At 66.8% G+C, this 20,591-nt stretch carries 16 protein-coding genes and 2 pseudogenes; 5 read left to right on the top strand and 13 right to left on the bottom strand.

Features of this window, described 5'->3' with window-relative positions:
* Positions 1 to 50: 50 nt before the first annotated feature.
* The 3 genes and pseudogenes from HUT19_RS15595 to HUT19_RS15585 all read left to right on the top strand — a co-directional run bounded on the left by HUT19_RS15595 (position 51) and on the right by HUT19_RS15585 (position 2,104).
* Positions 51 to 683 carry a low molecular weight phosphatase family protein gene (locus HUT19_RS15595; RefSeq protein ID WP_176181077.1) on the top strand — a complete coding sequence of 211 codons (633 nt, stop codon included), beginning with the start codon at positions 51 to 53 and terminating at the stop codon, positions 681 to 683.
* A gap of 48 nt (positions 684 to 731) precedes the next feature.
* A complete protein-coding gene (locus HUT19_RS15590) occupies positions 732 to 1,151 on the top strand; it encodes an arsenate reductase ArsC (protein ID WP_176181076.1) in 420 nt (139 codons plus the stop codon).
* A gap of 5 nt (positions 1,152 to 1,156) precedes the next feature.
* Positions 1,157 to 2,104 (top strand): annotated as a pseudogene (locus tag HUT19_RS15585) (NAD(P)/FAD-dependent oxidoreductase).
* Between the two features lie 52 nt (positions 2,105 to 2,156).
* Here the strand turns inward: HUT19_RS15585 and HUT19_RS15580 are convergent.
* From HUT19_RS15580 to HUT19_RS15570, 3 genes are all read right to left on the bottom strand, one after another.
* Positions 2,157 to 2,945 carry an MIP/aquaporin family protein gene (locus HUT19_RS15580; protein WP_176181075.1) on the bottom strand — a complete coding sequence of 263 codons (789 nt, stop codon included), beginning with the start codon at positions 2,943 to 2,945 and terminating at the stop codon, positions 2,157 to 2,159.
* A gap of 318 nt (positions 2,946 to 3,263) precedes the next feature.
* Complete coding sequence (locus HUT19_RS15575) at positions 3,264 to 4,355, bottom strand: GTP-binding protein (RefSeq protein ID WP_254885590.1); 1,092 nt, start codon at positions 4,353 to 4,355, stop codon at positions 3,264 to 3,266.
* 417 nt (positions 4,356 to 4,772) lie between these two features.
* Positions 4,773 to 5,147, bottom strand: a complete 375-nt coding sequence (locus HUT19_RS15570; RefSeq protein WP_176181074.1) for a helix-turn-helix transcriptional regulator — start codon at positions 5,145 to 5,147, stop codon at positions 4,773 to 4,775.
* Between HUT19_RS15570 and pepN the strand changes: the two genes are divergently transcribed.
* Entirely contained in the window at positions 5,090 to 7,831 is a 2,742-nt protein-coding gene (pepN, locus tag HUT19_RS15565) for an aminopeptidase N (RefSeq protein WP_303331908.1), read from the top strand. The genes HUT19_RS15570 and pepN overlap by 58 nt on opposite strands.
* Here the strand turns inward: pepN and HUT19_RS15560 are convergent.
* The 8 genes from HUT19_RS15560 to HUT19_RS15525 form a co-directional block, all read right to left on the bottom strand.
* Positions 7,820 to 9,229 (bottom strand): hypothetical protein, encoded by a 1,410-nt coding sequence (locus HUT19_RS15560; protein WP_176181072.1) that lies wholly within the window; start codon positions 9,227 to 9,229, stop codon positions 7,820 to 7,822. The two genes, pepN and HUT19_RS15560, sit on opposite strands and share 12 nt — an antisense overlap.
* Complete coding sequence (locus tag HUT19_RS15555; protein ID WP_176181071.1) at positions 9,226 to 10,512, bottom strand: NAD(P)/FAD-dependent oxidoreductase; 1,287 nt, start codon at positions 10,510 to 10,512, stop codon at positions 9,226 to 9,228. Before HUT19_RS15555 ends, HUT19_RS15560 begins: the two co-directional genes overlap by 4 nt.
* The gene (locus tag HUT19_RS15550) at positions 10,490 to 11,866 is read right to left on the bottom strand and encodes a metallopeptidase TldD-related protein (protein ID WP_176181070.1); all 1,377 of its coding nucleotides are present in this window, start codon (positions 11,864 to 11,866) and stop codon (positions 10,490 to 10,492) included. Before HUT19_RS15550 ends, HUT19_RS15555 begins: the two co-directional genes overlap by 23 nt.
* On the bottom strand, positions 11,850 to 13,250 hold the full coding sequence (locus tag HUT19_RS15545; RefSeq protein WP_176181069.1) for a TldD/PmbA family protein: 1,401 nt from the start codon (positions 13,248 to 13,250) through the stop codon (positions 11,850 to 11,852). Before HUT19_RS15545 ends, HUT19_RS15550 begins: the two co-directional genes overlap by 17 nt.
* Positions 13,241 to 14,074, bottom strand: a complete 834-nt coding sequence (locus HUT19_RS15540; protein ID WP_176181068.1) for a methyltransferase domain-containing protein — start codon at positions 14,072 to 14,074, stop codon at positions 13,241 to 13,243. Before HUT19_RS15540 ends, HUT19_RS15545 begins: the two co-directional genes overlap by 10 nt.
* Positions 14,029 to 15,546, bottom strand: coding sequence for a radical SAM protein (locus tag HUT19_RS15535; protein WP_176181067.1), 1,518 nt, complete (start codon positions 15,544 to 15,546; stop codon positions 14,029 to 14,031). The genes HUT19_RS15540 and HUT19_RS15535 overlap by 46 nt, the downstream gene beginning before the upstream one ends.
* A gap of 115 nt (positions 15,547 to 15,661) precedes the next feature.
* Positions 15,662 to 15,802 (bottom strand): hypothetical protein, encoded by a 141-nt coding sequence (locus HUT19_RS15530; protein WP_176181066.1) that lies wholly within the window; start codon positions 15,800 to 15,802, stop codon positions 15,662 to 15,664.
* Between the two features lie 91 nt (positions 15,803 to 15,893).
* Positions 15,894 to 17,501, bottom strand: coding sequence for an OPT/YSL family transporter (locus tag HUT19_RS15525; protein ID WP_176181065.1), 1,608 nt, complete (start codon positions 17,499 to 17,501; stop codon positions 15,894 to 15,896).
* A gap of 448 nt (positions 17,502 to 17,949) precedes the next feature.
* Here HUT19_RS15525 and HUT19_RS15520 point away from each other — a divergent pair, with 448 nt between their 5' ends.
* Entirely contained in the window at positions 17,950 to 18,462 is a 513-nt protein-coding gene (locus HUT19_RS15520; RefSeq protein ID WP_254885588.1) for a GNAT family N-acetyltransferase, read from the top strand.
* A gap of 384 nt (positions 18,463 to 18,846) precedes the next feature.
* Here HUT19_RS15520 and HUT19_RS15515 read toward each other — a convergent pair.
* Together HUT19_RS15515 and HUT19_RS15510 are read right to left on the bottom strand one after the other, a co-directional pair.
* Positions 18,847 to 19,115: pseudogene (locus HUT19_RS15515) on the bottom strand (transposase); the annotation flags it as partial.
* Between the two features lie 308 nt (positions 19,116 to 19,423).
* Positions 19,424 to 20,575 (bottom strand): serine hydrolase, encoded by a 1,152-nt coding sequence (locus tag HUT19_RS15510; RefSeq protein ID WP_176181064.1) that lies wholly within the window; start codon positions 20,573 to 20,575, stop codon positions 19,424 to 19,426.
* Positions 20,576 to 20,591 lie beyond the last annotated feature (16 nt).

Genomic DNA, 20,591 nt, shown 5'->3' with positions numbered 1-20,591 from the left:
CACTGATACCAGTCCGGGCTGACCCATAGGTCCGACGGAAGGGTCTCGCCATGTCCACCTCCTCACCGCCCCTTCTGCCCGACCCCCGTCTGGCCACCAGCGCGGCCCGGCTCACCACCCGGCACGCAGGCCACTTCTCGGCCGAGACCGTGCAGGGCCTGCTCGCCGACTCCTACCGGCGCCTGGCCGAGACCGCGCGGGTCACCACGCACTTGGTCGTCCTGGCCGAGCGCCTCGCCGCCGAACGCCTCGACGCCCTCGCGCACGTCCACAGCGCGCCGGACTCCGGGCTGGTGCGGGTGCTGTTCGTGTGCAGCCACAACGCCGGCCGCTCCCAGCTCGCGGCCACCCTCCTTCAGCAGCGGGCCGCCGGGCGGGTGACCGTCTCCTCCGCGGGCACGCATCCGGCCGCCGAGGTGGAGCCGCACATCGCGCAGGTCCTCACCGAGCGGGGTGCGGATGTGGCCGACGCGTTCCCCAAGCCGCTGACCGACGAGGTCGTCCAGGCCGCCGACATCGTCATCACCATGGGCTGCGGCGACGCCTGCCCCGTCGTGCCGGGCCGCCGCTACCTGGACTGGCCCGTCGCCGACCCCGACGGCGCCCCGATCGCCGTCGTGAGGCAGATCCGCGACGACATCGACGCCCACATCACCGACCTGCTGACCTCCCTGCCCGCCTGAACCACCGACGCCCCCGTGCAGTTGATCCGCTTGATGAAGGAAGACCCCATGCCTGCCGCTCCGCTCGCCTCCGTGCTGTTCGTCTGCGTCCACAACGCGGGCCGCTCGCAGATGGCCGCCGGATTCCTCACCGCCCTCGCGGGCGACCGGATCGAGGTCCGCTCCGCCGGATCCATCCCAGCCGACCAGGTCAACCCCGCCGCCGTGGAGGCCATGGCCGAGGTCGGCATCGACATCGCCGACCACAAGCCCAAGATCCTTACCACCGAGGCCCTACAGGCGTCCGACTACGTCATCACCATGGGCTGCGGCGACGCCTGCCCGATCTTCCCCGGCAAGAAGTACCTCGACTGGGCCCTGGAAGACCCCGCGGGCAAGGGCGTCGAGGCCGTCCGCCCCATCCGCGACGAGATCAACACCCGCATCCAGGCCCTCATCGCCGAGATCGACGCCAAGCAGGAAGCGTGACGTCCGTGACCGGCACCGCCACCACGACCTCCGACGTGCGCGAGGGCATCATCATCGGCTCCGGCCCCGCCGGATACACCGCCGCCCTCTACACCGCACGCGCCCAGCTCAGGCCCCTGGTCTTCGAAGGCTCCGTCACCGCGGGCGGCGCGCTGATGACCACCACCGAGATCGAGAACTTCCCCGGCTTCGCCGACGGCATCCAGGGCCCCGACCCATGGACAACATGCGGGGCCAAGCCGAACGCTTCGGTGCCGAACTGATCGCCGACGACATCACAGCCGTCGACCTCGCCGACGACATCAGGCTGCTGACGGATGCGGCGGGCACCGTGCACCGAGCCAAGACGGTCATCGTCGCGACCGGATCCCAGCACCGCAAGCTCGGCCTGCCCGGCGAGGACGAGTTGTCGGGACGGGGCGTGTCGTACTGCGCGACCTGCGACGGATTCTTCTTCCGCGAGCACCACATCGCCGTCATCGGCGGCGGCGACACCGCCATGGAAGAAGCCACCTTCCTCTCCCGCTTCGCCAAATCCGTCACCATCATCCACCGCCGCGACACCCTGCGCGCATCCAAAGCCATGCAGGAGCACCCCAAGATCTCCTTCGTCTGGGACAGCGAAGTTGCTGGCATCTACAGCCGTCCTCACCCTGCGCGACACCACGACAGGTACCACCACGGACCCGGCCGTCACCGGACTGTTCGTGGCCATCGGCCATGACCCGCGCACCGAACTCCTCCGCGGCCAACTGGACCTGGACGGCGAGGGCTACATCAAAGTTGCCTCCCCCTCCACGCACACCAGCCTGCCCGGCGTATACACCTACCGACAGGCCATCACCGCCGCCGGCACCGGCTGCGCCGCAGCCCTGGACGCCGAGCGCTACCTCGCCGCCCAGAAGAACGAAAGCGCCACGTCCAAGCGACCGCAGGCGGTACCGGTCGCCTGAACGGCCAAGTGAGTGAAACGGGACTCCGGGGGTGCGGTCACGTGTGACGCGGTCACTCGGCGGTTTTCCGGCCGGGCATGAAGATCAGGGTCACGAGTGCCATCCCGGCCAGGGCGCCGAGGAGTTGCATGGCGATGAAGGCCGGGACCGGCCCGGGGGCGATGCCCGCGAAGGTGTCGGTGAAGGCGCGGCCGATGGTCACCGCCGGGTTGGCGAAGGACGTGGACGAGGTGAACCAGTACGCCGCGCCGATGTAAGAGGCGACCGCGACGGGGGCGACGCGGAGCCGGCCGGTACGGGCCAGGCCGAAGATCAGCAGGATCAGACCTGCGGTGGCAACGACTTCGCCGAGTAGGAGGTGACCCGCCGAGCGGTCGTGGGTGGACCACTTGACCAGGGGCTCGCCGAACATCGCGTCCGCCAGGATCGCGCCCGCGATCGCGCCGACGATCTGGACGGGGACGTAGATGGCTGCCTCGCGCAGAGTGACACCGGGGCCGCCACGGCGTGCGGTCCACCATTCGGCCAGGGTGACAGCCGGATTGAAGTGTGCGCCGGAGACCGGGCCGAACAGGGTGATCAGGACGCCGAGGCCGAAGACGGTGGCCGTGGAGTTGGCCAGCAGTTGCAGGCCTACGTCCTCGGTCAGGTCGGTGGCCTGGATGCCGGATCCGACCACCACCGCCACCAGCGCCGCCGTGCCGACCAGTTCGGCTGCGGCCTTGGCTATCAACGGAGGAGTCTGCGGCGGAGTGCCGCCCGGGACGAACTGCGGCTGGGTGCCGGGCGCGTCGGCGGCTATGGCGGACTGCTCGGCTCTGTCGTGCTCGGTGGCGGTCAACAGAACTCCTCGGTGCGTGCGGATGGCGACGGCGTCGGGTCAGGGACAGGACCGCTTGACGTTGCTTACGCCTGGACCGGGCTAACCACCGGCTGAAACGCCTCCGGACACGGGCTCCGGAGCGAGCAATCTGGGCTGCAAGTCCGGCGGTAGCCTGCCGGGGTTCTCCGGCAGGTGCGGTCCGTGTCCGTTCACTAGGTCGTGCGGCTGCGATTGCAGAGCCGATCACTGCTGTGACGAGTGCCCCGATGCCAAGGCACTCAGTGTGTGCCGTGTCCGGTCTGCCGGGCTCGGTGTGAGGGGTCTGCGCCGTCGGGACTACGCCTGGATACGGTGGACGGGTACTGGGTACCCCGGGCGGAAGGCGGTGGGTGCTGCCAGCGGAACACTGATGCAGGCTGCGGCATCGTCGGCCGCGCGAACCGCATCCTGAACGGCCGCGTCCAGATCGGTGGGGTCGCACACCACGCGGGCGTTGAACTGGATGTCCGCGCTGTGAACGGGCTCCGTCTGGGCGGTGTTGGCGACCGGATCGGCCCCTGCGGAAATCAGGCTCAGCTTAGTCAACGCCGTGCCAGAACGCACGCTCACCTTGGCGTGTCCAATCGTCCAGCCCTTGGTAGCAGCTCGCGCCGACAAGTGCATCAGGGCGGCGGTGGCCCAGGTCTGGGGAACGAATCCCTGTGGGCTGGAGCTGCTGAACCTCTGGTTGAGCCAAGCGAGTTGGGCCTCTGCGTTGGCGTAGCGATCGTAGTCGATCTCCAGCACGGCGCCCGACCCGGTGTCGTTCCCCCACGCGTCCACCAAGTCCGTAATCCCTTCGGCAGTGGCCGCAGAGTACGCAACTATTTTCGCCTGGGGATAACGCTGGGCGAGTCGGCCAGTGATTTCTCGGCGCTCCGCTTGCACCAGGGTGTCTATCTTGTTCAAGGCGATGACGTCAGCCTCTTCCAGCTGCTTGCCGAAGAGATAGGAGAGGTCCGATTCAGTGTCCTCGAGCCGTAGAGCGGTGGCGAGTGCCCGGTGCCGGTCCGGTTCGACGACGGTGGTCAGCGGGGCCACGGTGAACTCGTCCCCGTAGTACCGCTTCATGGGGTTCACGACTGTGGCTTGCAGATCCGTGCAGCTGCCGACCGACTCGGCGAGGAGGGTGTCGACGTTTCCGTCGTCGACCAGCGTCCGCGCGACGCTCACAAGGTCTTCAAAGCGACAACAGAAACAGCCGCCGGTGACCTCGCCAACTCTGTCCACGTGCGACTGGGCGAGCTGGGTGTCGACCAGGTCGGCACCTTGATCATTGGTGATGACGGCGACACGACGACCCTGTTCCTCAAGGGTGCGTGCGGCCGCCATGAGTGTGGTGGTCTTGCCGGCACCAAGGAATCCGCTCAGCGCGATGAAACGTATCACTGCATGCCCTCCCGTTGCGCACCAGTCAGAACGACGTTGCGGGGCTGAGAAGCCCGTCACACAGCCTCCGTTGTCATAGCGAAGCGCCCCGACGGTAATGCCATCTGAAAAGTTGGGTCAACCGGCCAATACTCGCCAATCACAATCTGTGATTAGCCCGGGCGTATATCGGAAATTGGTCGCAAAAGGCAAGGAAGGCACTTCGAGGGAAACGTGCCTCTGAGTAAGTTTGGGCGCTGAGGTTTGAAGCGATCTACGGTTGGACATTAATGCGTCCGCCCTGGTGTCGCGTATGTGATCTTCTTGAACAAGAGGGCCCTGTGTTTCTCGTGATCGCGAAGCAGGGGAAGTGGCGGCTCGAAACTTCAGGGAAACCTCGAATTCGTCCCTGCGGTGACGCTCAGCGACGGCGGCCGCCTAGTGGGACGCCGATCCAGCCTCATACGGGGGCAGCCCCAGGACCGGTCCGAGGGTCTCGCGCGCCGTGGGGCTGATCCAGTAGTAGACCCAGGTGCCGCGGCGCTGCGATTCGACCAATCCGGCATCGCGAAGGATCTTCAAGTGGTGGCTAATGGTGGACTGGGCCAGGTCGAAGGCGCCCACCAAGTCGCAGACACAGATCTCGCCGTCGAGGTGCGAGGCGATCAGGGACAGCAGCCGCAGCCGGACGGGGTCACCAAGGGCTTTGTAGCACTGCGCCAGTTCGGTCGCCCGCTCCAGGGAAAGCGGCAGCTGTGTCAACGGCTCGCGGTGCCCGTCCGCCACAATGGCCGAAATCTGGCTCTTGTCCATCGCCACTCCCTGCCCCTAGGTTCCAGCAAGAGTACTTCTGCGTTTCGTCAGAGATCATTTTAGAACATCTTTACCTTGATTGCGCAGCAGCGGTCCGCAATGCTTTGGGGGATGGTCTGAGCAGTTCTCCGCTGATCCGTACGGACGTCGAGTCGCGGAGTGAACTGCTTCGCGTGAGCTCCTACCACATCGAAGTGGATCTGCAAGACACAGCAACATCGGCGCCGGTGTTCCATACCCGCTCCACGATCAGGTTTACCTGCCGGAGGCCAGGAGCTCACTCGTGGATTGACTGCCTTGCACAGGACGTCATGGGGGCGGTTCTCAACGGGCGCCGTCTGACCGATGCTGATCGATTCGCCGAGGGGATTCGTCTGGGTCCACTCGCCGAGACAAACGATCTCACCGTCGAGGCCGTCTACCCGTATGCGGGACGAAGCCAGGGGTTGCACCGCTTCACCGACCCGGCCGACGGCGAGTGCTATGTGTACAGCCACTTCCAAACGACTCATGCGCGCCGGGCGTTCGCCTGCTTCGACCAGCCCGGTCTCAAGGCCTCCTTCCACCTGTCGGTGACGGTGCCGCGCGGTTGGAAGGCGCTGTCGAACTCTCCCGTAATCTCCCGGACCACACTTCCTTCCGGAGCGGTCCGGTATGTCTTCGAACCCACCGTTCCACTGAGCACCTATCACATCGCCCTGCTCGCAGGGCCGTTCGTGGAGGCGCACGCAACCTTCTCCAGCAGCTCCGGCGCCGTGCCCCTGGGCCTGTACTGCCGGCGTTCTCTGGCACCGCGTTTGGACTCCAAGGGACTCTTTGCCCAGATCAAGGACGGTCTCCGCTTCTTCGAGACCAACTTCGGTCAGCCCTATCCTTTCTCCAAGTTGGACGTTTGTTTCGTCCCGGAGTTCGGGGCCGGGGCGATGGAGAACGCCGGCTGCATCACCGCCGTCGATGACTTCCTCCATGGCGCCCAGGCGACACGCAACGCCGTGCAGCGTCGCAATGCGATGTTGCTGCACGAGAGCGCGCACATGTGGTTCGGCAACCTGGTCACGCTTCGCTGGTGGGACGATCTGTGGCTCAACGAGGCATTCGCCACCTGGGCGGCCTTGTGGGCTCAGAACGAGCTGGGGCAGTTCTCCGACACCTGGGCGTTGTTCGCCTCGACGAAGAAGGCGTGGGCTTACGCACAGGATGGACTCCCATCGACGCACCCGGTGATCTTCGCTGTCGAGGACATCGAGGAGGTGCAGGCGAACTTCGACCACATCACCTACGCCAAGGGTGCCGCCCTGATCCGGCAACTGGTCGAGTACACGGGCATCGAGGCATTCCTCACCGGACTCAAGAGCTACTTCCACCGGCACAGCTATGCCACGGCAACCTCAGCCGACCTGTTTGTGTGCCTGGCCGAGACCTGCGACCGCGACGTGCTCGAGTGGGTGGACCGCTGGCTGCATACGACTGGACCCGGCCTGCTACGTGCCGACTTCGCGGTCGACAATGAGGGACACTTCAGTCGTTTTCGGCTGCTCCAAGCCGGTCCGGCGCCCACACACCGACCGCAGCGGGTCGCGGTGGGAATCTACGGCGGGACCGGGGAAGGTGGTGCCCTGATCCGCACGGCTTACGCCGAAGTGGATTTGTCAGGCCACGCCGCCGAGGTGCCCGAACTGGTCGGCAAGCGATGCGGGATGATCGTGCTGCCCAACGAAGGTGACTTGGGTTACTGCCGGGTGCACCTGGACTCTCGGTCACTGAACGGGCTACTCGCACACATGTCTGAACTGCGGGATCCTCTGGCGCGTTCCCTGTGCTGGGCGAGCGTGTGGAGCATGGTGCAAGACGCCTCCTTGTCTGCCCGGGACTTCCTGCAGATGGTGGTCAACGGGATGCTCAGCGAGTCGCAGTCCGGAGTCCTTCAGCGAGTGCTGCGTCAGGCTCGCACTGTGCTAACCACCTACGTCAGCCAGGAGTGGGCCGAGGAACAGGGATGGCCGCGGTTCACCGCAGCACTGATGGATGGTGTACGAGGAGCACGCTCCACCCCCGATCAGCGGCTGATCTGCTGCCGGTCGCTTGCGGAGGCCCGGCTCGACCCCAATCTGCGGGCGACCGTGCGGGATTGGTGCGCGGGCACACCGCTACCCAACGGGCTCACTCTGGACGAGGATCTGCGCTGGCGGCTGCTTGCCGGGCTCGCCGCACACGGCAACACCACCTTGGAACAGATCGACTCCGATGCACACGAAGGGGAGCCGCTCGCGGAGAAGGCGAGGCGGGTGCGCGCATACGCCTCGTTCCCGGCAGTAGGCGCCAAGGCGGCGGCCTGGGAGCTGGCCGTGCTCGCCGAAGACGTGCCGGCGACGCTCGCCCGCGCGGCCGCCACAGGGTTCGCTCCGCCGGGACAGAACGAGGTGTTGCGGCCGTTTGCACACCGGTATTTCGACGACATGCCGGCCCTGTGGCAGCGGCGGCCTGCAGAACTGGCGGGCCAGCTTTCCCGCCAGCTCTTCCCTTGGTGGGGCGAGGAAGAGGCAGTGCTGTCAGGGGCGGAACATCTGCTGGCGGCGGATCTTCCCCCCGCGCTGCATCGAATCGTCACCGAGGCCCATGCTGAATTCCGCAGAGCGGCCGCGTTGCGGCGCCGGGACCGCGAGCAGGCCGATTCACATATCTGACATCGCGGGTGCGAGGGCCGAAGAAGACCATTCGGCCGGTGCAGTACGCCCGATGGCAGCGAACAGGTCCACCAGGGTGGTGTGTGCCGAGGGGGAAGCCCACCATTGAGGCCCTCCCTGTTGTTCCAAGTACTGCCACAGCGGGTCACGCAGGCGATAGGCCTCGTAGTACACGAGCGGATAGCAGGGCTGCCCCTCCAGGTATGCCTGGAGCCGATTGAATGCATCAGCGCCGCTGACGCTGATGCCGAACTCGCGGCCGAACATCTGCTCGTACAGGTCTCTGGGCGCAGGGTGCCCGTCATGTACCGCCATCTCGTAGCACAGGCTGGTGGCGATCAGACGGCGTACAGCCTCCCGCCCGAACCGCAGCCGGTCAGCGGCCTCGGGAGCCAGCGAAGCGCCCAGATGCTGTTGCTGCCATTGGGGCTGATGCACGACATGCTCCACTGCGAAGCCGACCGCCTCGGTCAGTGCAGTCGGGATCCGCCAAAGCTCCCAGGCGTGCTCCACGCCAGAAGTGAAATGCAGGGCGTGGCCGAACTCATGCAGCAGTGGGGGCAGATCGCGCAGCGAACGGCCAGGAGTGACCGACACCCGTACATCGTGGGGCGGATTCACCGGGGAGCAGAAGGAGAAGCTGAGCTTCCCGGCTCGTGCCTCGCTGTCGACGGTGATGCGGTCCAGGGCCGCAGACAGGCCCCATGCCTTCACGGTGGCGGTGACGACGCCGAGGGGGTCATCGATTGTACCTGCGCCCTCGGCGACGATTCTGGTGTCCAAGAGGCGTGGCGCCGCCAGGCTGTCCTGATCCTGCCAACGGCGCCACCGGGTAAGGAAGTCTTCGCGGGTGCGCTCCAGCCAACTCTCAGCGTCAGTCACCCACCGGTCGGCGTCCGGGTGCAACGCGCGTACCAGATGTGCGTGGGATACGAATCCGAGCCGATGGACGGCCTGAGCATGCTGCTCCAGCCACCGCATGCGGTACTGATCGAGCTTGCTGCTCGCCTCGGTCACGGCCCGGCCGAGGGCATCGTGCTCGGCCGTGGACTGCGCAGTCCTCCGGGCGGCCAAGAGTTCGGCGTGGCTGAGCGAGCGGCCATTCACCTCGACGGTGACCTCACGCTGTCCTTGTCGCAGTTCCTGGGTGGGCCGGGCCAGCATCGTTCGGAAGTACCACAGCGACAGTTCGTGAGCGAGGGAGAGATCTCCGTGATCCAGCGCGAGCGAGACCAGAGAACCGTTCGACAGGTGCGGGTAGCGTTCCGCCGTGTCCGTGGTGGCGTATGCGTCGCGCCCTGTGGCCGCGAGCCAGCGATTATGGGCGACTGCCCGCTGCAAGGCCACGAGGTCCTCGGCATGCGGTGCAAGGTAGTCGGGGAGCGCCGGGCCGGTCACCGGGCCTGCTCCTGTTGCGCCAGGCGTGCGGCTTGGGGCAGGCCTAGGACTTCGGCGGTGGAGTCTGCCGCACGCTGCCAGAATGCCTGCCGGTCAGCAGGCAGTGCTTCGAACAGGCGCGAGCAGTGCGCGGCCAGTTCGAAGGCGAGGCCTGGGTGCCCCAAAGCGCTGCGGATCCAGGCGCGTTGGGACGGTGCGGGAGGCTGAATGGTCAAGTCCTCCAGTCCCTGTCTCATGCGATTCACGATCTTGGTTTCTGTCTCCTCCATGTACTGACTAGCGCTGTGTTCCCAACTGACTCGGCCGCTCAGGGCGTCGTCCAGGGTCTGAGCCAGGGCCCGGGAGCCGGAAACGGCATCAGCGATGCCGGCACCGAACAGCGGGTCCTTGTGGCACAGGGCATCACCTACCAGCCGCCAGCCTGCTCCGGCTGCAGGCCGATGGAAGTTGCGCAGATTCTTGCCCGCGAAGACCTGGGAAACGCGTTCGGCGGTGCGCAGCCGGGCTCGCATGGCAGGTATGGCGCGTAGCCGCTGCTCGTATCCGGCTCCACCGTCTGCGCGCATCTGCTTGAATCGTTCAGGGGGGACCGAGACCATCACCACCCACTGGTCGCCATCACAGGGGCCCATCTGGATCACGTCACCGTCGTCGTGCCACAGCTCCAAGGAAGGCTCCGGGAGGGCGTGCACATCGTGCCAGTAGGCGTGGAAAGTGCAACGCAGGGCACCGGCGTCGAACAGCGGCTCGGCCCCGAGTTGCTGGGCGACCAGCGAGCCGCGTCCGTCGGCGCCGATGACCACACGTGCCTTCTCCTCCCAGCCAGCCCCTGCCACGCCGGTGACCTGGTCACCTTGGCGCAGCAGAGTACGCACGGCGGTGCGGTCGCGTACCTCGACCAGGGGCTCTTCAGCGGCACGGCGCAGCAGAATGTCGTCCAGGGAGTCGCGGCGTACGCACAGGTTGTACGGGTGCTGGGCGCGCGGCAGCATCGGCCCGCCGTAGTAGTTATCGCCCAGGTGGAGATGCCAGTGCGCCAGAGGTGGCGCCCCGGTGGCGCGCACCTTGTCCAGGATGCCCAGCTCCTCGAGGAAAGCAAGCACGGAGGGCCCGAAGAAGTGTGTGGACACCGCGGGACTGGGCAAGGGAGCCCGGTCGAGCAGCAGCACCCGCCACTTGCGTTGCGCCAGCAAGGTCGCGGTGACTGACCCAGCCACCCGACCGCCGACGATGATCGCGTCGTACGTGTGGATCCCTCCTTCAGTCCTGGAGCGAACGGGCAAGGAGGAACGGCATCTTGCCGGTCCACACCTTGCTCACCGGCCAGCTCTGCGTTGACACCCCAGCAAGGTCCGCGCCCAGAGCCTCGCGCAGGTCCATGCGAAAACTTGTGCGCCGCAGCCGCGCCACGACCCGGCCGTGTTGAACGACGAACCCTTGTTGGACGCCCCCCTCGACAACAGGAGACAGCCGCCCCTTCTGTTCGGCTCCGAACAAGGACTCCACCACGATCCCGTTCTCGATGGAGGCCAGCAGTTCATGCCATGAGGTGGTGAGCGTCGCGTCAGCATGCACGCGGACATTGTTGAGGACAGCGGAGATGGGCTGCAGGGGCTTGCGGCGCAGGGCATTGCCGCGAAAGCCGTGCCCCGTCGGTGTTGCACCAACGGCCGCCGCGCTGTGGGAGGTGTGGTACCGGTGAATCGGTCCCCCGGCGTCGATCAGCACCAGGGGGCGACAGGCTACGCCCTCGTCATCGACCGCCGGATGTGGTAACCCGTCGGCCGTGCGGTTCCGCTGCCCGCCTGTGCAAGACCCGTCGGTGACAGTTAAACGCTTGTCCAGGAGCCTGTCACCGAGTTCGGCGGGCAGGAATGAACGCCCGTTGGAGGCCGGGCCGCCGAGTGAGCGCATCAAGGGCGAGAGCAGGGCGTGTACCGCGTTAGGGGCCAGGAGTACTTCCCGCAGTCCGGGAGGGCACGGCAGAGCCGGCAGGTCTTGCCAGGCCCCAGCTGTGCCGGTCCACTCGGCGACCTCCTCGGGCAGCTGGGGCCGGCGGGTCCAGGTGTGCCAAGTCAACTGCAGATTCTCCACAATAGGGCTCTCGGCCACAGCGGATACGCCCCAGCGGCCCAGCCTGTCGTGCACCACGCCGACCGGGCCCGCGATGTACACCGCCTCGTCCGTGCGCGTGATCGTGCCGTGCAGCAGAAGTTTCGAGTGCTGCTGCAGTTCAGCTACCTGGTGAGTCAAGTCGCGGGTACCGGCGAGCACCGCATCGTCAGGCAAGAGGCCAGAGGTGCGATCAGGCGTGTCTGGCTTGGACGAAGGAGCGAAGCTGTGGTCAGCGGTGGGCCCGCAGCGGGCGCAGTCCCAGGCGTCCTGGACGAGTTCCTCGACTCGGTCGGGGCGACTGCTGGTGGCAGTGCCGATCCGCCCGTCGACCATCAGTCGCAGGTAGGCGGTGGTCTCCCCGGACGAACGGGAAGCGTCGACCTGCCCGTTGGAAAGTTCGGTGGTGGTCTGCTGGTGATCGAGCAGGAGCAGGTGCCACTCTGCGGTACGGGCAGAGGCCTCCGCGGAGATCGCTGCGACCGTGGCGCCAAGGTCCTCAGGGGTTTCAGCCGACGTCAACATGCACCCCTCTCATGCGCAGGGCGGGTGCCCAGCAGGAGACCGGAAGCGGTGTCTGACCCTGTTTGCCGCAGCTGGCGGACGTGTCACCGCGCGATACGTCGCGGCCGACGGCGTCCACGGTGGCGAAGGTGTCCAGTACGTCGCCGGTCAGTACCGCGCCCTTGACCAGGCCCCTTGTTTCGCCGTCGCGGATCAAGCGGCAGGAAGCGGGCAGGAAGGCGAACCCGGACCTGTTCGTCTGGCCTCCGAAGAGTCCCTCCGCGAGCAGGCCATTGCTTACGCCGGAGATCATCTCCTGCAGCGTGCTGGTGCCTGCCTCGACGCAGGTCGTGCGCAGCCGCGGCAACGGCGGGTGGCGGTAGTTCAGGGCGCGGGCATTGCCGGTGGGCGCTTCCTGGAAGGCGGTCGCGGTGCTCAGGTCGTGCAGGCGGGGGCGGCTGCCCACCCGCCCGCGTTCGATCAAGGTGATCTCCCTGCCGGTGGTGCATTCGTCATCCACTGGCACATACCCACGCGCTGTTGAAGGCCCCGGGCGGTCGACGACGGTCAGCTCCTCCATACCGAGCCTGCGGCCCGCACGGAGGTCTGCGATGGTCTTTCTCGCCCCTTGCTGATGGTCGGCCTCCGCCAGGTGCCCGACCGTTTCATGAGCCCATGTAGCAGCAAGCGGGCCGTCACACACCACATCGTACGTGCCTGCCTCAAGTGGCGGTGCATGGATGAGATCTACGGCTGTGGCGGCGGCCTCCTCCACACGTTGCTCCAGATCACGTACTGCTGCGAAGTCTCCGTGGCTGCCAATCGAGACCGAGCCGACGCCTCGCTCCTCGCTCCCGCCCGCATAGATGCTCCCGCCCGCATAGATGGTGATCTGCAGCGTCAGGTCGGCTCGGGTCCAGCTGACCTCGCCGCCATCGCTGGTGACCACCTCCACGTTGGATGTCGCATGGCGGTAGTAGACGAGGGCGCCGACGACGGCCGGGTGGGCTCTGAGAGCCTGGGCGTGCCACCTGGCCATCAAGGCCAGCTGTTCGTCCAGCGGGAGGGCTTCCACCGGTTCTCGCACCTGCGGCGCGTAGGAGCCGCGGGCCGGTGTCCGGTCCGCTGGCCGCATGGGCGCTGCCCCCAGGCCGACGGCGTGCTGCCGGGCCTGACGCAGCGCGAACACGGGCGTGCCGTCGGTGAAGGAGACGAAGGACGAGCCGCGCGGGCTGAGCACCCGCACGCACCCGCCCTCGTCGGTAGCTCGGTTGACGCTCTCCAAGGTGCCGCCACGCCATACGGCTGTGAGCAGGCGGCTGCGTTCCCGGCGTATCTCGGCGTATTCGTCGGCACGCAGCCCGGCCTCGGTGAACGGCCGCCGCAGGCCCTGGCTCAGCAGCATGGTGTCTCGGGCGGCTGGCCACGGTAGGCGACGATGGTTGCGCTGGTCACCCGTGCGCCGTCGCGGTAGGCGACCGAGCCGTCATCTCGAATGTCGACATGATCGAAACCTGCCGAAACGACCATCTCCCGGTACTGATCCGTGGTCATTCCCACCACACAGCGTGCGTAGTCGTCCGCGTCAGCCTCGCCGGTGGTGACCGCTCCCTCGGGTACCTCATCCAGGTAGACGACGTCGGAGATCACGGCGTAGCCACCGGGACGCAGCGCCTCGGAGATCGCTTCCAGCACCTGTGCTTTGTCCGGGAACATGCCCAGAACGCAGTTGCTCAGCAGAACGTCGACGCTGGACGGGCGCAGCGGCGGGCGCCGGATGTCCCCCACCCTCACGTCGATGTTGGTGTGACCTGTCTCTTTGGCGGCGCGGCGGGCGGTGCGCACCATACTCAGCGAGCCGTCGATACCGATAACGCGCCCGCCCGGGCCTACCCGCCGGGCCGCGAGAATGAGATCCAGGCCCGCGCCGCAGCCGAAGTCTGCCACTGCTTGTCCCGGGCGCAGGTCGATTGCGCCGAGCGGTGCGCCGCAGCCGCTGGACAGGTCGAGAACCCACTGCGGGATCCCGTCCAGCTGGTCGGGGGTGTAGATGGCTTGCGGAGCGCAGCACAGGTTGCTCGTTCCCGCCTGCGCAAGCGTGTCGTATCGCTCCTTGACGGTGATCTCAATCGGAACCGCCGCGGGTACGGCGGTCTCGACCGCCAGCGTGGGCCGCGGACCGGTCAGCTCATCCAGGGGAACGAACCCGCCTGGCTCATTTCCTGCCATGTTCCCTTTTCCTTCGTCACGGTGTTGGTGTTCCTGCGGCGCAGGGCCATCGGCAGTAGGTAGGCCAATTCGCGCTCTACGTTGGACTTGATGGTCTCGACCTTGGGGCAGTAACAGGTGTCGAAGTTGCCCCCGCTGGCAGCCCACGCCTTGATCGGGCAGCCTCCACCACCGCAGAACAGCTTGACGTTGCACTGGCGGCACATCTCCACGGTGTCGACGTGGCGATGCCGCCAGGGCTCGCGGTAGGCGCGGGCGTATCGGAACTCAGGGGCGTAGCTGCCGCAGGCGTGCTGAGGACGGCCGACGGTCTCCGGGCAGCCGTAGAGCTTGCCGTTGGGGTCGAAGGCGATCACGCTTGTCCCCGCGCTGCAGCCCTGAAGGTTGGGATGGATCCGGTCACCCTCCATGACAGCCGAGCGAATGCGCGCCGGGTCCGGCTTGAGCATGTCGTCGACCAAGGGGTTGGCGCGCAGCATCTCGAAGAACGCTTCACTCAGACCCGGTTTGACATCGCCGCGCACCATGGTGCGGCGCCTTTCCTCGGGGTGGTCGGGAGTGACGTACAGGAACGTCGTCTGCTTCGTGAATCCGTAGAAGAGCGTGACCAACGGGTTGTCGATCCAGCCCTTTTCCTGGGCCATCTCGGCAAAATTTGGCATGTCGTCCACGCTGTCACGGTCGACCAACAAGCGGATCAGGACCCGGACGCCAGCGTCCAACGCGGCATCGATGCCGCGCTCGATGCGATGGAAGGTCGGACGGCCGTTGCGGAAGACTCGGCGCTGGTCGTGCACCGAGGGTGTGCCGTCGAGACTGACCTGGACCTCTTCACAGCCGTACTGCTTAAGCAGCGGCACGTACTTGTCCAGGTCCACCCCGTTGGTGATCGCCGTGGAGGGGTAGCCCCGGTCGTAGGCACGCTTGAGGATTTCCTCGACAGCCCAGCGCTGATAGGCGGTGTCCAGCAACGGCTCGCCGCCGAACAGGGTGATGTAGGGCGGTCCGGAATTCTCGTGGAGCTCTTGGATCATCGGGATCGAGTCGAAGGCCGCCTCGATCATTTCTTCGCTCATCTGCGGGCTTTTCGTGGTCAGTTCGCCTTCGAAGCAGTAGGAGCAGGCGAGGTTGCACACGAAGGAGGGGATGAACATGAACTGGAACGGCGCTTCCTGGATCGTGCGGAAATAGCCGTCCACCAAGTCGCGGTAGGCCTTCTGCTCGGCGGCGGCGTCCTCATAGACGTAGCCGCGTTCCCGGAAGGCGGTCAGGATGTCACGGTCCTCTTCGCTGGTGCGGCCGACTCGCAGGCGTTCGAGCGAGGACAGTTCGCTCCGGCTGACCAGATCCATGCTCCCGGACACGGCATTGGCGAGGAGGGAGACCTTGCCATCCTTGTCCAGGTATTCGGGGCCTACGAGATCAGGTGGGAGCTCAACCCGGAACTCCACGGTGTTCGCACTGACTTGCATGGCACTTCTCCTATTCGACTGAACCGGTATGGCTCGTAGCGCAATAGGGTGAGGGCACGGCAGGAGTGATGACCGGTTCGCCGGTCAGGCAGTGCTCTTGCTGATTGTGCTGGTCTTAATCGCACCCCTCGGGGTCGGCCACCATTACATTGGCCTGCACGTCGAGGTTCTTGCGTCCGCGCAGTGCGGTGCAGCAGTCGGGCTTATTCTCCTCGACCTCGGCATTCTCGATGTTCGCGATCTCCATCATGGTCACAGCACCTCCTTCCTGTAAGGACCTCTGCCGTGCCCTCGCTCCCCCGCCGAGTTCGGCGGGGGAAGATCGTGGATGTTGCTCGCCGAAGCAGTCAGTTCAGAAACGCGCGGGTGATCAAGACGATCACCATGACAACGCCCTCGCCTATGATCAGGCCGGAGGCAGCAGTCTCCATTCCGGTCTTGCGGCCGGGATGGTTACGCAGTACACCGCTGCGGAGTAGTCCGCCCAGCCCGATGGTCAGCGCGTAGGCGGGCGGTAGAAGAATGCCCAGGCCCAGCATCGTCGGCATGGCCTTGCCGACGAAGGTCAGCGCGATACCGATAGGGCCTCCGACGGCGAGTGCCATCCCGACAGTGCCCGAGTAGCCGTTCGTATCGCGCACGGTCGAGTCGATGAACCCCAGCGACTGGGCGACTGGTGCCGGGAATCCCTCATCACCGATCACGTGGAGCCTGGCGAGCAAGACGATGACGCTGATGCCAAGGAGGGCCCCGATCAGGCCGCCGGTCATCTGGGTCCACAGAATGCGTCGCGCAGGAACGGGCGTTTCAGCAGGTGAGCTGTCGGCCACTTTCACCGAATAGGTGTAGTAGACCGAGCCGACGGCCGCGCTGCAGATGGTCGCGGCGCCCAGGGTTGCGGTGGTCGATCCCAGACCAAGCGCTGCCAGCAGGGTAACGCTCAGGTAGAGCGTGGGTGCCAGCGGCGCTATGCCGACCTCGCCGCCGGCACGGTTGAGGAAGAGGCTGAACAGCAGGACCAGTACCGCTCCCAGTGCAACCAGGGCGACCGGTTCGAGTGCGGACGGTCCTCGGACCACGGCTATCACGATGAGAGCTGCTGCAGCCGCGCCGAGCGAGCCCAGCGTCCATCGACGCCTTGCGGCTGAGGTGAACAGAGGGCGGCTCGCTGCCGACAGCGCATGGGCGAGTGGTCCGCGCACCTTCACCAACGACATCAGTGAATAGCCCAGGATGATCCCGACCCCGCAGGCCAGCACCCATGGATAGGCCAGGTGGTGGTCGTAGGAGGGCTCCGTTGTGGCTCCACCCTGTTGAACCACCCACAGCACGACGGTGTACAGCGAGCCGAGCACCATCCAGCCGCAGGCCCGCGGACCGATCAGCATTCCCAGCCCCACCAGCAGCGGGGACAGGGACAGCACCAGGTAGGACGGCAGTCCGGGCAGGGCTGGGGTGCTGCTGCGCCCCAACATCTCAGCAACCAGGGCCACGGCTCCGCCAGCAGCAGCAGTGACCGGCAGAACTCGACGCACGCTCCTCGTCTGCTCGTCGCCACTCTGCGTCAGCGTATTCATGAGGGTCACGGCAGGCTGCAGTGTCGGGTACGGCAGTCTCTCCGCGAATACAAAACTCCGAGCGACCAGAATCCCCAGCAACACACCGCACAGGTTCGCGCCGACGGCCAACGCCGTCAGCAGGATCCAACTCGGCACGCTGCCCGTACGGAGCATCACCGTACCGATTCCGGTATCCAGAGCGGCCGTAGCCACGTACCCGCTGGACGCGAGGGAGAAGACGACGAACAGGTGCTGCCAGTCCAGCCGTCGGGTCACTCGCAACAAGGCGGCGCCCAGCAGTGCCACCAGCGCCGAGCCGCCAAAGGATGAGCCGGTCTTGAACAGCACCAACACGTTCAATACGCACAGCACGGTGCCGATGGCGCAGCCGATCACGACCGTGGAGGTGAACGAGTGCCGCGAAGGCTCACCTGGCGGCCCTGCTAAGTGGGCTCCGTCCGCTGTCTCGGAAACCTCCAGGGAGTCTGCGGCAGGGGATGCGGCGCGTCGCGCCTGACTGTGGGTCAAGCCGAGCACCCCTCTCCCCGTCGCAAACGCGCAGACCGAAGCTCGCCTGAATCGAGATCTACCGATTCAGCATGTGCATGAAGGTACGGGCGGTTCGAGTTGAGCGTCAAGAGCTCCTCTGAGGGCGACCTGAAGGGTTATCAGTGGCCGGTTTGCTTACGACATCGTGACGGCCTGCCAAGGTGTCCGTCCGGGGAGTGCGACCGATGATGCCCCGACGCACCCACCTGCCTTCTGGGCGCCGAGCGGGCGGGGTGACATTCTGACGCCTGCACCGATCCGTGCCCGATGCTGAGCCCGTGCAGGAGGATCTGCCGTGTCCGTGGCCCGCGATGTCGGCCCTGCCCTAATCACGCCACTCACCGAGGTGCATGCCCGCGACGTCCTGACGATCTACCAGGCAGGCATCGACGAAGGTGATGCCACCTTTGAGACATTGGCCCCTACCTGGGAGGCCTTCAACGCCTCGAAGCTGCCGGAGCACCGCTTCGTCGCGCTCGCTAACAAACGCGTCGTGGGCTGGATTGCCGCCAGCCGGGTGTCTTCCCGCCCCGTCTACGCCGGGGTGGTGGAACACTCGATCTATGTCGCGCCGAATGCACGCGGGCAGGGCCTCGGTCGCGCAATGATCAATGCGCTGATCGCATCCACAGAAGCTGCTGGTATCTGGACCATCCAATCCGGCATCTTCCCAGAGAACACCCCCAGCCTCGCCCTACATGCGCATGCGGGCTTCCGGGTCATCGGCACTCGTGAACGCGTCGGCTGCCATCACGGCCGCTGGCGCGACGTCATCCTCATCGAGCGTCGCAGTCCCAAAGTCAACTGAAGCAACCTCGACTGGCTATCCATGCCGTAGCGGGGTGCTTCACCGCAGCCTCCCCGCGTCCGGGCATTCGCCACACGCCTGGTGGCGCTGGCCTAACCCTGGAGCCTCCTATATGCCCGCTGCGAGCCGCAGGGACAGCACCGACTTGCCGACCCCTGCGACGCACCGCGACGGCCACCAGCAGGCCACGGCGACGCGCATGACACTGCTGTCCGCCCGGCTGGGCCGCTGCGGCGGCCAGCACGAGGAAGCCGAGCAGCCGGGAGCGCCCCGGGGCCTCCCGGCCGGCTGGCTGATAAGGATCCTCGAATACGGTTCTGTCCGCAGTTCCGTACATCCCCAGGTCAGGGAAGGGAACGGGGGAACGTTTCAGCGCCGGACTCGGCTGCTGGCTGCAGAAGGACTCGGCGCGGCGATCACGCACGCGGACGGCTCCTCGCGCCTGCCCTCCCGCTGCCGTAACAGTCTGCGCGGCATGCCGGTGAGCTGGGCGAACACGCCCTGCTTCTGCCACTTGGCGAAGTAGCCCCAGGCCGTCTCCCAAGGGTGGGGGTCGTGCGGCAGGTGGCGCCACAGCACCCCCGTGCAGTCCACGTACAGGATCGCATTCATGATCTCGCGCAGATCGTGCTCGGCGGGCGTCCGATGCTCAGCGCATACAGACCCCGCTCGACTCAGAGTCCCCTCAGCGCCACCCTCAGCGTGAAAGCCAGGAGAGGCTGCGCAGCCAGCCACACGGAGCTATAGAGCTGACCTGCGAAGATGCCTCATCCGTTCCCGATTCGAGGGAGAGGCGTTTCGGGACCTCACTGCGATAAAGCCCTGACCTGTGGCGTCGCAATTATCCGCAAGGCCCACGGAGGCCCGACGGTCTGGCGGCAGGGTGGCCGGTGAGGGCCGTGCCGCCGCAAGACAGTGTAGCGGGTGGTGATCCGGAGGCCCCGGGGGTTTGGGGACGGGGTCAGGGGGCGGCGGTGTGGTGCCAGAAGGCGCGCATCAGTGGGGGTGGGGTGGGGCCGGACATCTGGAGCTGGGTGAGGAGGATCGTGACCGCGCCGCTGGAGGGGGTGAGGTGGCCCGCCGTGCCGGTGCCGCCGATCCAGCCGTAGCGGCCGGGGACGTTCCAGGGGTCGGTGGGGGTGATGTCGACCGAGCCGCCGTAGCCCCAGCCCTGGCCCTCCAGGAAGAGGGCGCCGGCCGCGCGCTGGGCCGGGGTGAGGTGGTCGGTGGTCATCCGGGCGACCGAGGCGGGGGAGAGCAGGCGGTGGCCGTCGGGGGTGGTGCCGTCGGCGAGGAGCATACGGGCGAAGGCCAGCCAGTCGTCGGCGGTGGAGACGAGGCCCCCGGCGCCGGACGGGAAGGCGGGGAGGGTGCTCCACTGGCCGTCGGGGGCGTCCAGGAGTTCCGGGGTGCCGGACTGGCCGGGGCCGTAGTAGCTGGTGAAACGGTCCAGCTCGGGGGGCGGGACCGCGAAGCCGGTGTCGGTCATGCCGAGGGGCTCGAAGAGGCGTTCCGCCAGGAACTCGGGGAGGGGGCGGTCCGCGACGCGGGAGATCAGGACGCCCTGGATGTCGGAGGAGATGTTGTACAGCCAGGCGTCGCCGGGCTGGTGCAGCAGGGGGATACGGGAGAGGGCCGCCATCCAGGCGTCCGGGGGCGCGACGTGCTGGGGCTGGGGCGGGCCCTGCCGCAGTTCGCTGAAGAGCGGGGCGAGGGCGGGGAGGGAGAAGTCGGCGGGGAAGCCGAGGCCCGCGCGGGAGGTGAGCAGGTCGGCCACGGTGATCGGCCGGGTGGCGGGGACCACGTCGTCGACCGGGCTGGAGGGGGTGCGGACCACCGTCGGGAAGGCCAGTTCCGGGAGCCATGGCGCGACCGGGTCGTCCAGTGCGATCCGGCCCTCGTCGACCAGAGTCATCACCGCGGCCGCCACGATCGGTTTGGTCATCGAGGCGATCCGGAAGATCGAGTCCCGGGCCATCGGGGTGCTGCCCTCCAGGTCCGTGGAACCGACGGCCGCCACCTCGACCCCGTCGCCGCGGGCCACCAGGGCCACCGCCCCCGGCAGCGGTCCGTCGTCGACGTGGGACTGGAGGAGGGCGCGAAGGGTGGACATCGGGTCTCCTTCTCGG

Source organism: Streptomyces sp. NA02950 (assembly GCF_013364155.1).
GTDB lineage: Bacteria > Actinomycetota > Actinomycetes > Streptomycetales > Streptomycetaceae > Streptomyces.
This window is presented reverse-complemented; position numbering and strand designations above follow the sequence as displayed.